A 15,252-nucleotide genomic window follows, 5' to 3' on the forward strand; every position below is an offset into this window, starting at 1 on the left:
CTAGTCCTCCTTGTTTTCTCTGTATTCATAATCATATAAAGGTGTTGGATAATCACCATTGAAATACGCCATACATAACCCGTTATAAGGGGCATCTAACTTTAATCCTATAGAATTAATCAAACCTTCTTCTGTTAAAAATTCTAACGAATCAGCTTCAATGATTTCTCTGATTTTTTCGGTTGAATAATTAGCAGCGATCAACTCTTCTTTTGTTTGAATATCAATCCCATAAAAACATGGATATGCTAATGGAGGTGATGAAATTCTAACATGAACTTCTTTTGCACCAGCCTCTTTTAACAAACGAACAATACGTTTTGAGGTTGTCCCACGAACGATTGAATCATCCACTAAAATCACACGTTTTCCTTCCACAACACCACGAACAGCAGATAGTTTTAATCGAACACCTTCTTCTCGCAGTTCTTGTGTTGGTTGGATAAACGTTCTAGCGACATATTGGTTTTTTACTAATCCCATTTCATAAGGAATAGAACTTGCTTCAGCATACCCACTAGCCGCTGAAAGAGAACTATTAGGCACACCAATGACCATATCTGCTTCAACAGGATGTTCTTTAGCTAATGTTTTTCCCATGCGTTTACGAGCAGAGTGAACATTAATTCCTTTGATGTTTGAATCAGGTCGTGCAAAGTAAATGTACTCCATTGAACAAATTGAATACATCGTCTCATCAGTGTAACGATAGCTTTTTAATCCGTTATCGCTAATCTCAATAATTTCACCAGGTTCGACATCTCTGACAAACGTTGCCCCAATTGTATCTAAAGCACACGTTTCACTTGTTACGACGTAAGCACCACTATTCATACGACCAATAGATAAAGGACGAAAAGCATTTGGATCAAGCGCTGCATACATGGCATTATCTGCTAATAATAAATAAGCAAAGCCACCTTTCACAGTATTTAATGCTTCAGACAACTTATCAATAAATGTTTCTTTGTTGCTACGACGAATTAAATGCATCAAGATTTCTGTATCGGAATTCGAATGAAAAATAGCCCCATCTTCTTCTAGTTCTTTACGTAATGTTTTCGCATTAATCAAATTTCCATTATGTGCTAATGCTACATCTCCATCATAAAAACGAAATAAAAAGGGTTGGATATTAATAATATCTCCCTCACCACTTGTGCCGTAACGAACGTGTCCAATAGCAGAATGCCCTTTTAAATTAGCTAATAAATCTGGGTTAGCAAACACTTCATGTAACAGCCCTAATCCTCGATGACCATGCAGACGATTGTTTTCTAATGACACAATCCCCGCACCCTCTTGTCCTCTATGTTGTAAACTATGTAAGCCATAATAAGTCATTTGACTGGCATCTTTATGATCCCATACTCCAAACACACCACATTCTTCATTAATCCCTTTTATTTCATGAGACATGGTATTGCTTCCTCCCATACTTCTTTGGCTTTTGCAACTGGTAATTCTAATGAATCATCGGCTGTACTAACTTTTATCACACCATCATTTGTCACTTCACCTAATAAAGTAGCATCTTTCTTTAAAACAGATTCAAATGCTTCTTTATTTTCAGGTGACACACTGACAACAAATCGTCCTGATGTCTCAGCAAACACTAATTCTGTTGCTAGGTTCGTCTTAATATCAACACCTAGTCCATTTCCAAATGTTGATTCAATCACACTAATTAATAGTCCACCTTCAGCACAGTCATGAGCACTTTTTACATAACCTGATTGAATCGCTTGTAATAGTTTTGCTTGGATAATAACTTCTTCTTCTAAATCAACAGCTGATATGGTTCCAGAAATCTTACCAGTTAGTAATTTTTGAATTTCACTACCTGAAAAATCAGCATTCGTTTCACCTAATACATAGATTAAGTCTGATGCTTCTTTAAAATCTTGAGTTGTAACATGTGATAAATCCTCAACTACACCAACCATTCCTATCATAGGTGTTGGGTAAATAGACTGATTATTCGTTTCATTGTATAACGAAACATTACCTGAAATAACTGGCGTATCAAATGCTTCACACGCTTGAGCAATTCCTCTTGCTGCTTGATCTAACTCATAGAATCCTTCTGGTTTTTCTGGTGAGCCAAAGTTTAAACAGTCTGTAATAGCTAATGGTCTTGCCCCACTTGCCACAATATTTCTAGCAGCTTCACTCACCGCCATTTTTCCGCCTTCTTTTGGATCTAAGTACAAGTATCTCGCATTACAATCGGTTGTCATGGCAAGTGCTTTTTGTGTTCCTCTCACACGTAGGACAGCAGCATCACTACCTGGACCAACGACAGTATTAGTTCGTACTTGTGAATCATAGGTTTCATACAATGATTGTTTCGACGCAATCGTTGGCTGTGCTAAAAGAGATAACGTTGTTTGTTTAAAGTCTTTTATTTCAGGTTTATATGCTTCTTGTTTTTCAAATTCGATGATGCGTTTTGGTTTTTCTTGTTCATTATGATACACCGGGGCATCTTCTGCTAATGAGTCAACCGGAATATCAGCAACTTTTTCACCTTGGAAAAATAATTTATATCGCTTATCATCTGTTACATGCCCAATCGTCACAGCATCTAAATCGTAAGATTCAAATAGTTCGATGACTTGTTGTTCTTTTCCTTTTTTGATACAAAGTAACATTCTTTCTTGTGATTCAGATAACATCATTTCATAAGGTGTCATCTCTGTTTCACGCTGAGGTACATCATCTAAATAGAGTTCTAAGCCTGACCCAGCTTTTGATGCCATCTCTGAACTAGAAGACACCAACCCAGCAGCTCCCATATCTTGAATTCCAACTAAACAATCTGAATGATTTAAAATCAAATCAAGACAGGCTTCCATCAACCCTTTTTCCATGAATGGATCACCTACTTGTACAGCAGAACGTTGTTGTTCTTCTCCCTCTACAAATTCTACTGAGGCAAACGTGGCACCATGAATCCCGTCTCGTCCTGTTTTGGCCCCCACGTACATAATTGGATTGCCAATGCCTTTTGCTTGTCCTTTTTGGATGTCTTCATGTCTAATTAAACCAACACACATAGCATTCACTAATGGATTGCCTTCATAACATGCGTCAAATGCAATCTCACCACCAACTGTTGGAATCCCAATACTATTGCCATAACCACTAATTCCTGCGACTACTTTTTCGATTAAATATTTTGTCCGATTCGTTTCTATCTCACCAAAACGTAAAGAATTTAACATTGCAATTGGTCTAGCACCCATACTAAAAATATCACGAATAATTCCACCAACTCCTGTAGCTGCTCCTTCATAAGGCTCAACCGCTGATGGATGATTGTGACTTTCTGCTTTAAACACTACTGCTAGTCCATCTCCAATATCTACAATCCCAGCACCTTCACCTGGACCTTGTAAAACATGTTGATTTGATGTTGGAAAATGTTTTAACACAGGTTTACTATTTTTGTAAGAACAATGCTCACTCCACATGACAGCAAACAAACCTGTTTCTGTGTAGTTGGGTAAACGACCTAAAATTGAATCAGCTATGTACTCATACTCAGAATCTTTCAAACCCCATTCTTGATAAATCTTAGATTCTTTTACTTCTTCTGGAGTCATTGTTTGTGCTTTTACCATGTTATGCTGTCACCTTTCTTAAATGATTTACGATTGATTGAAATAATTTTTTTCCATCAGAACTTCCAAGTAAATCTTCCATTGCACGTTCTGGATGGGGCATCAACCCAATCACATTGCCTTCTTTATTTGTAATCCCTGCAATGTCTTCCACACTGCCATTTGGATTTGTTTGGTCATAAGTAAAAATGATTTGATTATTCTCTTTTAATTCTTTTAATGTTTCTTCATCACAGTAGTAATTTCCTTCACCATGAGCAATTGGCAAGGTGATGATTTCATCCTGTTCATATTCATTTGTGAACATCGTTTGGTTATTCTGCACTTTTAATGGTTGCATACCACAAATGAATTTTAGTGATGTATTGTTTAACAAAACACCTGGTAAAAGGCCTGTCTCTGTTAATATTTGGAATCCATTACACGTACCGAAAACTGGTTTCCCTTCACTGGCAAATTGTTTAACTGCTTCCATCACAGGACTTGATTTAGCGATAGCTCCACACCTTAAGTAATCACCATAAGAGAAACCACCTGGTAATAACATGACATCATATTCTGACAAATCAGCTGCTCTGTGAGAAACATATTCTGCTTCTTCCCCAATTACATCTTGAATAGCTAACAACAAATCTTGATCACCATTTGAACCAGGGAAAACAACTACACCAAATTTTGCCATGATTAGTTAACCTCCGTAACAGTAAAGTCATATGTCTCCATATTTGGGTTGGCTAGTAAATTATCACTAATATAATCAACTTTTTCTTTTGCTTCTTCTTTGCTTTGGGCTTGGATGAAGAAATCAAATACTTTCCCCACTCGAATGTCTGACACTCCTTCTTCATCTAAACGTTTGATTGCTCCTTCAATCACCGCAGCTTGGGGATCTAAAATGGATGCTTTGTAATTGACGTATACTCTTACTTTAAACATGGTTATTCTCCTTTTATTTCATTTAATCTTTTGGCCACTTCTTTATAAACACTCACCAAATCTCCTGTATCCTTACGATAAACATCTTTATCTAATGACGCTAATGTTTCTTTATCCCATAAGCGACAAGTATCTGGTGTCACTTCATCTGCTAAAATGATTTGTCCACTACTATCTCGTCCAAACTCTAATTTAAAATCGACTAACGTCAAACCAATAGACGAAAACAGGTCAATTAAGATGTTATTTATTTTCAATGCTTGCTCTTTAATCAATGCTATGTCTTCTTTTGAAGCAATTTTTAAATAATCAATATGGTCTTCATTTATAAAAGGGTCATCTAACGCATCATCTTTATAGTAAAATTCCAGAATCGGTGTTGGTAATTTTAGTCCCTCTTTAATACCAAATCGTTTTGAAAAACTTCCAGCTGAAATATTTCTGACAACAACTTCTAAAGGTATAATCGTTACAGATTTAACCAGTTGTTCAGTATCACTTAATTGTTTAATCCAGTGATTGTTAATACCTTGTTCAGTTAAATAACTAAATATTTTAGAGCTAATTTCGTTATTCAATTGACCTTTACCTAAGATTTCATCTTTCTTTTTCCCATTTAATGCTGTCGCTTGATCCAAATAGACTAATCTCAACTCATCTAACTTATCCGTAGAATGTACGCTTTTAGCCTTACCTAAGTATAAAACTTCTGACATTTAAAAACTCTTCCTTTCTTATTAAAGAACATTAAAATATAAAAAACATAATATCATTCACTTATTAAATATATAGTAACAAGAGTTTTTTTTGACGTCAATTTTTTATTAACATTTAAACGATTAAAACTTTCTAATGTTCGCTTTTTAATAGTTTTTATATTTTAAGAAATAAAAAAAAGCTCGTGAAAATTAATTTCACGAACTTTTTCATGTTTTATGATAATCCAACACGATTGAATAAATCACCCACATGTTTTAAATGGTAATTATAATCAAAGGCATCATCTAAATCATCACTAGATAATACTGACATAATTTTTTCATCTGACTCAAGAAGCGGTCTAAAATCTGTTTGTTCATCCCATGCAATAGCTGTTTTAGGTTGAACTAAATCATACGCTTCCTCGCGAGACATTCCTTTATCAATTAATTTTAATAAAACACGTTGACTATAAATTAATCCAAAGGTTGCTCCCATATTACGTTTCATATTTTCTGGGAATACTGTTAAATTCTTAACAATATTAGTAAATCGTTGTAACATATAATCTAGTAAAATAGTTGAATCAGGAATAATAATACGTTCTGCTGAAGAATGAGAAATATCCCTTTCATGCCATAAAGACACATCTTCATAAGCTGTGACAACATGACCTCTTAGTACACGTGCTAACCCTGTCATATTTTCAGAGCCGATTGGATTACGTTTGTGCGGCATTGCAGAGGAGCCTTTTTGACCTTTTGCAAAAAATTCTTCTACTTCGCGTGTTTCAGATTTTTGTAATCCTCTAATTTCTGTTGCAAATTTTTCGATACTTGTTGCAATTAAGGCGATAGTCGCAATATATTCTGCATGTAAATCACGTGGTAAAACTTGTGTTGAAATCTCTTGTGCTCTAATCCCTAACTTTTCACAAACAAACGCTTCTACTTCAGGTGGTGTATTGGCAAACGTCCCTACAGCACCTGAAATTTTACCAGCTTCAACACCACGAGCTGCATGATCAAAACGCTCGATATTACGTTTCATCTCTGAATACCATAATGCCAATTTAAGACCAAATGTTGTTGGTTCTGCATGAACACCATGCGTTCTTCCCATCATAACAGTGTATTTATGTTCTAATGCTTTTTCTTTGATAACTTGTAAAAAATTATTTAAGTCTTTTCGTAAAATATCGTTTGCTTGCTTCATTAAATAACCGTATGCAGTATCTACAACATCTGTACTGGTTAAGCCATAATGTACCCATTTTCTTTCTTGACCTAAACTTTCAGATACAGCACGTGTAAAAGCAACCACATCATGACGTGTTTCTTGTTCGATTTCAAGAATGCGATCAATATCAAATGTTGCCTTTTCTCTAATTAATTTTGTATCTTCTACAGGAATTTCTCCCAAACTAGCCCATGCTTCAGAAGCTAATATTTCCACTTCTAACCATGCAGCATAACGATTTTCATCTGACCATATGTTTCCCATTTCTTCGCGAGTATAACGTTCTATCATTGCCCTATCCTTTCTTATTTCCAAATATCCTGACGATGAATATCTTCAAGTGTCTCTGACACACTATTTGATAATATCGTAATGTGTCCCATTTTTCTACCTGGTTTTTCAACTTTTTTTCCATAAAAATGAAAATGCCAATAACCTTTTTCACTCACTTGAGCAATCGCTTTTGTTTGTTCATCTCCTATAAGATTCACCATGATTGCTGGAGAAAGTAATTCAACAGTTGGCATCGCCCACTGACAAATCCCTAAAATATGAGCATCAAATTGACTAATGGAACAAGACTCAATTGTGTAATGACCTGAATTATGAGGTCGAGGGGCTATCTCGTTCACGAGTATTTCTTCTCCATCTGTGACAAACATTTCAATAGCAATTGTTCCACACGCCCTTAATTCCTGACTAATTCGTTTAGCTAAGCCAACCGCCTTTTTTTCACACACTTGGCTTACTCTAGCAGGAGCGATACTAGTAAACAAAATATTATTGACATGTTTATTTTCTGCCAAAGGAAACACACTGACTTCTCCAGCTAAATTATTAGAAATAATCACTGATACTTCTTTCTCAAAAGACACCCATTTTTCTAAAATACATATCGCTTGATCCAATAAATCACGACACTTATCCATATCTGATTCCGACTTTAAAACAACCTGACCTTTTCCATCATACCCACCAACAATTGTTTTTAATACACTTGGAAAACCAATTTTCTTACAAGCTTCTTTTAACTCATCAAAAGAAGAAACAATGTTAAATGGCGCAACAGGTATGTCATGTTTTACTAAAAATTCTTTTTCTAATTGTCTATTTTGAGATATTTTTAATAATTCCGTTCCTTGAGGTAATTTACCTTGTTGTTCATACGGTTCAAGTACGGTAGCATTAACATTTTCAAACTCATACGTTAACACGTCTGACTGACTGGCTAAAGTGTTAACTGCAGCCTCATCATCATACTCAGCCACAATATGCCAGTCACTTACTTGAGCTGCTGGGCAATCTTCACTCGGATCTAATATTCCAACAACAAAACCTTTTTCTTTAGCACTTTGAGCCATCATTTGTCCTAGTTGTCCACCACCAATAATTCCAATTGTTTTTGAAGGAATAATCACATTAGTCAAACTGTTCACCACTTTCTAAAACGTTTTTTTCCAATGATTCTCGGTAAGTGTGAATTTTTTTTCGTACAACGTCATTACTGATACCTAATATCTGTGTTGCTAAAAGCCCTGCGTTTTTAGCACCTGACTTACCAATAGCTGTCGTTGCTACTGGTATACCACCCGGCATTTGAACAATAGACAACAATGAGTCCATGCCTTTTAGTGTTCTTGACTCTACTGGTACACCAATAACTGGCAAGGTTGTTAAAGCTGCCACCATACCAGGCAAATGCGCTGCACCACCTGCTCCAGCAATAATAACCTTGTAGCCTTTTTTCTCAGCTTCTTTAGAAAAAGCGAACATTAATTCAGGAGTACGATGAGCAGATACAATTTTTTTATCAAAAGATATACCAAAATCATCTAATACGTCACATGCTTCCTTCATCGTTTTCCAATCAGATATACTACCCATTATAACAGCAACATCACTCATAATGATTCTCCATTTCTCTCTTTTTTATCATTGTAACAAGTGATATTTCTACTGTCAAAATTATACGTAGATTTTAATTGTTTTTTTTAATAAAGTTCGTGTTTAACTCTTTTTTGAATAATTCATAGCTCTTGGTATACAGCTGATGATTATCTTCTGTATAAAACGTACGTCGATGATCTGATAATAAATGTGTTTTTACTGGATTTATCAAACTCACTGCACCAAAATTAGGCTCATTATAGATTGATTGGACTATGTTTTGACCAAATATATCGGCTGTCATCATAGACAATAGTTCATTCGAGAAGAATCCACCATTAATTGTAATTTCTCTTGGTTCTAATTCAACAAGTTCACTGATATAACGTAAATTATATAATATTCCCTCAACTAAGCTTCTTACTAAATGATATTTTGTGTGTTTAAGACTTAATCCTATATATTGACCTTGTGGTGTTGCTTGCCAGATTGGTGCTCTTTCACCAGTTAAGTATGGGAAAAATAATAAGCCATCACTTCCGACTGGAGCTTTTTCTAAAGCATCATTTAAGTTTTGATAAATGGATTCTCCGTTAAAAAATACTTCTTCCGCCCAGGACATAATTTGACCACCATTATTAGTTGCTCCACCAACAACCCAATAAGTATCATTTAAGTAATAACAAAATGTTTGGCCAGTTTCATCTAATTCAATTTTTTTAGATAATTTTCTAACTGCTCCACTAGTTCCTATCGTAATAGTATTTAATGTGCCATTAGCAACATAACTAGCGTAACTAGCTAAGCAACCATCACTTGCTCCAATGTAAACGGGTATATTAGGTGTTAAAAACATGTCGTCTGCAATTTTTTCTAAAAGAGGGGCTGAATAATTAGTATCCACAAGTGATGCTAATAAGGATACCCCAATCCCTACTTTTTGTAGTATCTCTTTATCCCATTTTTTTTCATGAATATTAAATAATCCTGTTGCTGAAGCAATGGAATAATCCACCACAAACTCCCCTGTTAATTGCTCCATTAAGTAGTCTTTCATTCCTACCCAACGAGTGACATCTTTAAACCATTTTTCTTTTTGAAAATGTCCAATTTTAGCAAAGGGAGACATTTCATGAATTGGCGTTCCAGTTTTTCTATAATATTTTAAATAGTCTTTTTCTAATTTTATGTCGTCAATAAATGGTTTACTCTGAGTATCTAACCAAATATACATCTCCTCATCTTTTCCCTCAACAATTGGCATGATTCCATGCATCGCTGTTGTTAACACAAGCGAATCTATTTGATACCCTTTTTGCGTCAACGAGCGTACACCTCTTACAATTTGACGATAAATATGTACTGGACTTTGGTATACTTTATTTCCTCTACCTGTATAAGTCTCTATAGGTAAGCATAATTGCTCAATAATAATATCTTTTTCAAAAATTTGTAATTTTATATTTGTTGTTCCAACATCAATAGCTAAAGGATACATGATATATCCACCCTTCTTTTTCGTTATGCTTTTATTTTAACATCATTTTCTCACTTTCACTAAGTTTCTTAAATGATAAAATAAAAAAACCTATTTTTTGACTTCCATTCAAAAAATAGGTTGATTCATTAATAATAATTTATAGTCTTTAATTGATTGATTTCATAAGCATCTTGATAAACATTTAAATAACTACAAATTTCTTCAATCGACAAAACATCTTCCAAATCATCATGATGATACTGATGATAGTTCATATATTTAGCATACTCTATCATCCCAATATCTCGGCAATTTCCCATGTGTTTAGCATGTTTTTCTCCTTGAGTCAGATAAAATTGTGCCTTTTGAACGTGATTTTTTTGTGCATATAAAATAGACAAGTAAGCATCAAGTTTTGCACGTTTCCAATAGAAATTTAAACTTGAAAAAATTTCCTCTGCTTTTAAGAAATAAATTTCTGCTTCATCATAATTTTCTAGCGCAAACAAAGCAACTCCCTCATTAATATAAAATATTGTTAAACTAGAGAGAGCTTTATTGCTTTGACATAAGCAAATGGCTTTTTCAAACATCTCAACCGCTTCTTTATACTCACCTGAGTTCATTCGGATTTCTCCCAAGTAGTTGTAAGCTGCCGCGATGCTTACTGAATATTTTTTGCTAATCTCTTCTGTTAGCATAAACGTGTTAATGGACTCTTGCAATAATTTTTCGGCAACCGTATTATTGCCACTCATCATATGGTACAGTCCTTTTAACCTAAGTAAAATACCAATTGATTGATGATTGTTTTCTCTAATGGATAAATCTAGTGCAAGCTCGATATAATAAATCATCTCTTTTGGCTCATTTATTTGAATATAATAATAAATCATTTGCTTATAGCCGTTTAATAAATACGCTTGCTCATTCAACTCTTTTGCTCGATGTAACACACTTTGGATGTTGGATACTCCTCTATCATACTCACCATATTTAATTAAAAATCGCCCTTCAAGATATAAGTATTGTAACTGCAACAAATTGTATAAATCAGTCTGTTTTTCTTCTTGACTTAATTGAGATAAACGCTGATTAATTTTTTCAAATTGTTCGGTTGCCCACTCTTTGTTAAAACTAAATGGATCAACACCATACTGTCCTTCTACTGGAAATAGCTCATGATAAAAGCCTAAATACCCTTCAAAATATTTAAGACGATACTTTAATCCTTTTAATTCATCTTTCCCATGTTTATAGTGATAAGCAATCGTATCATATTGCAATATATCATTACCACCAGGTTTTAATTGTGATTCTAGAAATTCTGCAATACGGTGATGTAAGACTCTTTTTTTTGCCAACGATTGTGTCATATAAACAAATTCTCTTAACTTCACATGAGTAAAACTTGTCGCAATCTTATCACGAACCACTTTTTCTACCAAAATATTTTTAGAGACCAGTCGTTCAATCATTGCCACAATATCATAGCTTGATTTATCTGTTAAAAAAACCAAACTATCAATTAAGGCATAATCATAAAAATAAGAGATAATAGATACTAATTCTTGCTCTTCTTCTGATAAATATAAGAAACGGTTGCGTAAAGCATCTTTCATCTTAACAGTCATCGTATTCAAATTCGTGTTACTTTTTAATAGAGAGACATATTCGATTAAAAAGAATAAATTTCCCTCTGTATGTTGATAAACATTGTCAACAATCGTAGTGGTCACATCAACATCAGGTAATTTTTTCCGAATAAATCCATCTGTTTCTTCATAAGAAAATGGCTCCAAATTAATAACAGCTAATTTTCCACTTTGCTTCAATGTATTGATAAACTTATCAAGTGGGTATCTCTCAACGCTTCGTGCTGACATCAAAAACATCGCATTTGTGTGACAATGAAGCATCACAGTTGTTAGTAAATCTAAACTCGATTCATCCATCCACTGTATGTCGTCAAATAAAAAAACTAATTGTTTCTGTTCTGACAACTTGTTAATCGCCTCAATCATCAGATCTGACAACATTTTTTCCTTGTAAGGTTCCGTATCACTATGGGAAATCACATCTAAAAAAGGTTGGGTGAAATTGGGAAAAACTTTTCGAATAACTTTTTGCCAAAGTATGGGGTCAATTAATTCTTGTTCTTCAATCATTTCGCTCAACTGATCAATTATTTTTTTCCATGGACGCAATAAATGTTTTTCTTCTGCTTGATAGCACTGAGTTTCAATCACTTTAAACTCATCTTCTACACTATCAATCGCTCGATTAATTAAGGCACTTTTCCCTATCCCAGCTTCTCCTCTAACCACTACTGATTGATAAGCGTGATGTCGTTTAAACGCTGCAAAGTTAACTGATAATTGTTGCAACTCACCTGAACGCCCGTAAAATAATGAAGAAAAGCGTTGATTTTTCGTAGTATTTTCAGAAACAATTTTCTCAAGAGAAGCATCATAAATTGCTTTTGTCTGTTTATTAGGCGTCACCCCTAATTCTGACTTCAAAAGATTAGATAATTTATGATACACATCGACTACTTTATTATCTCGTCCTTGTTGTTGATAAAACGTCATTAAATATTGGTAATTAATTTCATTAAATTCATCAATAAACATTAACTGTTCAATGGTTTCTTCTACATGTTCATTAATTCCTTCGGCTATGTCTTTTTTAATTCGTCGATGCACTGTCTCAATAAATTTTTTTTCATAAAAACTTTTCATACGAACAACCCAAAAGTCAAATCCTTCACATTCTTTTAGATAAAATCCCTTTAAAAACTCGCCTTTATAAAGGTAATAATATGTTTCAGAATCTTGTGTAAATTGTTCCACATCACTGGTTAAATTGATTGAATCATTCAACATCAATATTGATTTATTAGGAGAAATAATAAGCTCCATTCCTAAACTTTTATTGGCTTGATAGATAGCATTTCTCAAGTTTTTTTTAGCATTTTTATCACTTTTATCTGGCCACAACAAACCAGACAATTCATCTCGGCTAACTGTTTTATTGATTAATAAGTAATAAAGCATCGCATTAATTTTAGAAAAAGAAAACAACACTATCTCACCATTCAAACTGACTTCTGGTGTTCCAAACAATCGACAATTCAAATAATTCCCCATACTTTAAAACGCTCCCTACTATTATCATTCTTACCTTTGTCTGTATAAAAAAAGACACACATAATACATCTTCAATATAATTATACTATTTTATAACATTAAAAGAAATCGTTTTCCAAATAAACAATAACAGATAAAAAAACCTTCACAATTTTCGTGTGAAGGCTATTAGAAATTTGGATAGGAAGTCCACTCTAATCGTTATTTAAATAATTCGCTTACAGCTGATTTCACTTTTTGATCATCAGCTAAGTATGGAATCGTGATATGGTCTGAACCTTTTCTCATTTCATTGTATTCCATTGACGTTTCGATTGCATGGTCATTTCTTGCCCAACTACGACGAGCCACGCCACCCATAGTGTCCCATGCAATAGCAGATTTAATGATGTCATCTGTCAATTCAGATCCATCTAATACTAAACCAAATCCACCATTAATAGATTTACCAATACCAACACCACCACCGTTATGTAGTGCGATTAAACTCATACCACGAGCAGCATTTCCTGCATAACATTGTGTTGCCATGTCAGCTGTCACGTTACTTCCGTCTTTAATATTTGATGTTTCACGGAATGGAGAGTCAGTTCCTGATACGTCATGATGATCACGACCAATCATAACAGGACCAATTTCACCACGGCGAACCATTTCATTAAATTTAAGGGCAATATTAACTCGACCCATAGCATCTTGATAAAGAATACGAGCTTCTGTCCCAACCACTAATTTGTTATCTTCAGCGTCACGAATCCAGTTATAGTTATCACGATCTTGATAACGACGAGTTGGATCAATAACTTCCATAGCGGCTCTATCAGTCGCCATTAAATCTTCATGCTTACGTGATAAACATACCCATCTAAATGGACCATAACCATAGTCAAATAACATAGGTCCCATAATATCTTCTACATATGATGGCCAGATAAATCCATCTTTATCGTCCACACCATTTTTAGAAATTTCTTTAATTCCTGTATCGTAGATAGCTTTCATAAATGAGTTACCGTAATCAAAGAAGTAAGTTCCTTTGCTTGTTAATGATTTGATCACGTTAAAGTGACGTTCTAATGTATCATCAATCATTTTTCTAAATGTATCTTGATCTTCAGCAAGCAAACGAGTTCTTTCTTCAAATGTGATACCTACTGGACAATATCCACCTTCATACACATTGTGACAAGAAGTTTGATCTGATAATAAATCAACATGGATATCATGTTGGTCAACATATTCAAGTAAGTCAACAATATTACCGTGATAAGCAATAGATGTTGAATCTTTATTGTCTAAATATTCTTTTGCTAATGTCATTGTTTCTTCTGGCGTTTCAGTCACATGACTAATCCAACCTTGTTCTAGACGAGTGTCGATACGAGAGCGATCAACTTCTGCTACGATTGTCACTGATTTAGCAATTTCACCAGCTTTACCTTGAGCCCCACTCATACCACCTAAACCAGATGTTATAAATAATTTTCCAGTTAAATCACCATCATCTGGAATCCCTAATTTCAAACGACCAGCATTTAATAATGTATTAAATGTTCCGTGAACAATTCCTTGAGGACCAATGTACATCCATCCTCCAGCAGTCATTTGACCATAGTTTGTTACACCCATTTGTTCTGCGATTTCCCAATCATGAATGTTATCATACTCACCAACAAGTAAACCATTTGTAATGATAACTCTTGGTGCATCTTTTTTAGAAGCAAATAACCCTAATGGATGACCTGATTCAAGAACTAACGTTTGTTCATCTGTCATCTCTTCTAAGTAACGTTTAATTAATTGATATTGCATCCAGTTTGAACAGACTTGACCTGTTTCACCGTAAGTTACTAATTCGTAAGGATATAATGCAATGTCAAAGTCTAAGTTATTATCAATCATCACTTGCATTGCCTTAGCTGCGGTACATTTTCCTTTGTACTCATCTATTGGTTTACCATAGATACGTTCTTTTGGATACCAACGATAGCCATAAATACGACCTCTTGTTTTTAATTCTTCTAAGAATTCTGGAATCACTTGATCATGAAATTGTTCTGGTACATAACGAAGCGCATTTTTTAATGCCAATTCAGTTTGTGCTTCAGTTAAACGAAATCCTCTATCTGGGGCACGACGAATGCCTTCTTCAAATTTCGGCATATCTGGTAACACATCTGGCAATTTAATCGTCATTGCTTTACTAATATCAGTATTTTTAATCATTGTTACTTCC

The 15,252-nt window shown here is 34.3% G+C and carries 11 protein-coding genes; all 11 read right to left on the reverse strand.

Translation table 11 applies throughout. From position 1 onward, the window contains the following. On the reverse strand, positions 1-1,419 hold the full coding sequence (gene purF / locus G314FT_RS10065) for an amidophosphoribosyltransferase (RefSeq protein WP_257701254.1): 1,419 nt from the start codon (positions 1,417-1,419) through the stop codon (positions 1-3). After that, entirely contained in the window at positions 1,404-3,626 is a 2,223-nt protein-coding gene (gene purL / locus G314FT_RS10070; RefSeq protein WP_257701256.1) for a phosphoribosylformylglycinamidine synthase subunit PurL, read from the reverse strand. Before purL ends, purF begins: the two co-directional genes overlap by 16 nt. A gap of 1 nt (position 3,627) precedes the next feature. Next, positions 3,628-4,308, reverse strand: coding sequence for a phosphoribosylformylglycinamidine synthase subunit PurQ (gene purQ, locus G314FT_RS10075; RefSeq protein WP_257701258.1), 681 nt, complete (start codon positions 4,306-4,308; stop codon positions 3,628-3,630). A gap of 2 nt (positions 4,309-4,310) precedes the next feature. After that, positions 4,311-4,562, reverse strand: a complete 252-nt coding sequence (gene purS / locus G314FT_RS10080; RefSeq protein ID WP_257701260.1) for a phosphoribosylformylglycinamidine synthase subunit PurS — start codon at positions 4,560-4,562, stop codon at positions 4,311-4,313. A gap of 2 nt (positions 4,563-4,564) precedes the next feature. Continuing rightward, positions 4,565-5,278 carry a phosphoribosylaminoimidazolesuccinocarboxamide synthase gene (gene purC, locus G314FT_RS10085; protein WP_257701262.1) on the reverse strand — a complete coding sequence of 238 codons (714 nt, stop codon included), beginning with the start codon at positions 5,276-5,278 and terminating at the stop codon, positions 4,565-4,567. A 217-nt stretch (positions 5,279-5,495) separates the two neighbouring features. After that, the gene (gene purB / locus G314FT_RS10090) at positions 5,496-6,791 is read right to left on the reverse strand and encodes an adenylosuccinate lyase (protein WP_257701263.1); all 1,296 of its coding nucleotides are present in this window, start codon (positions 6,789-6,791) and stop codon (positions 5,496-5,498) included. Between the two features lie 14 nt (positions 6,792-6,805). Then, on the reverse strand, positions 6,806-7,936 hold the full coding sequence (gene purK, locus G314FT_RS10095; RefSeq protein WP_257702564.1) for a 5-(carboxyamino)imidazole ribonucleotide synthase: 1,131 nt from the start codon (positions 7,934-7,936) through the stop codon (positions 6,806-6,808). Next, entirely contained in the window at positions 7,920-8,405 is a 486-nt protein-coding gene (gene purE / locus G314FT_RS10100) for a 5-(carboxyamino)imidazole ribonucleotide mutase (protein WP_423837510.1), read from the reverse strand. Before purE ends, purK begins: the two co-directional genes overlap by 17 nt. 73 nt (positions 8,406-8,478) lie before the next feature. Beyond that, positions 8,479-9,885, reverse strand: a complete 1,407-nt coding sequence (locus G314FT_RS10105) for a gluconokinase (RefSeq protein WP_257701265.1) — start codon at positions 9,883-9,885, stop codon at positions 8,479-8,481. A 128-nt stretch (positions 9,886-10,013) separates the two neighbouring features. After that, positions 10,014-13,016, reverse strand: a complete 3,003-nt coding sequence (locus G314FT_RS10110) for an ATP-binding protein (protein WP_257701267.1) — start codon at positions 13,014-13,016, stop codon at positions 10,014-10,016. A gap of 201 nt (positions 13,017-13,217) precedes the next feature. Next, positions 13,218-15,242 (reverse strand): urocanate hydratase, encoded by a 2,025-nt coding sequence (locus G314FT_RS10115; protein WP_257701269.1) that lies wholly within the window; start codon positions 15,240-15,242, stop codon positions 13,218-13,220. Positions 15,243-15,252 lie beyond the last annotated feature (10 nt).

The sequence above is a fragment of the Vagococcus luciliae genome, from assembly GCF_024637875.1.
Classification (GTDB): Bacteria; Bacillota; Bacilli; order Lactobacillales; family Vagococcaceae; genus Vagococcus; species Vagococcus luciliae.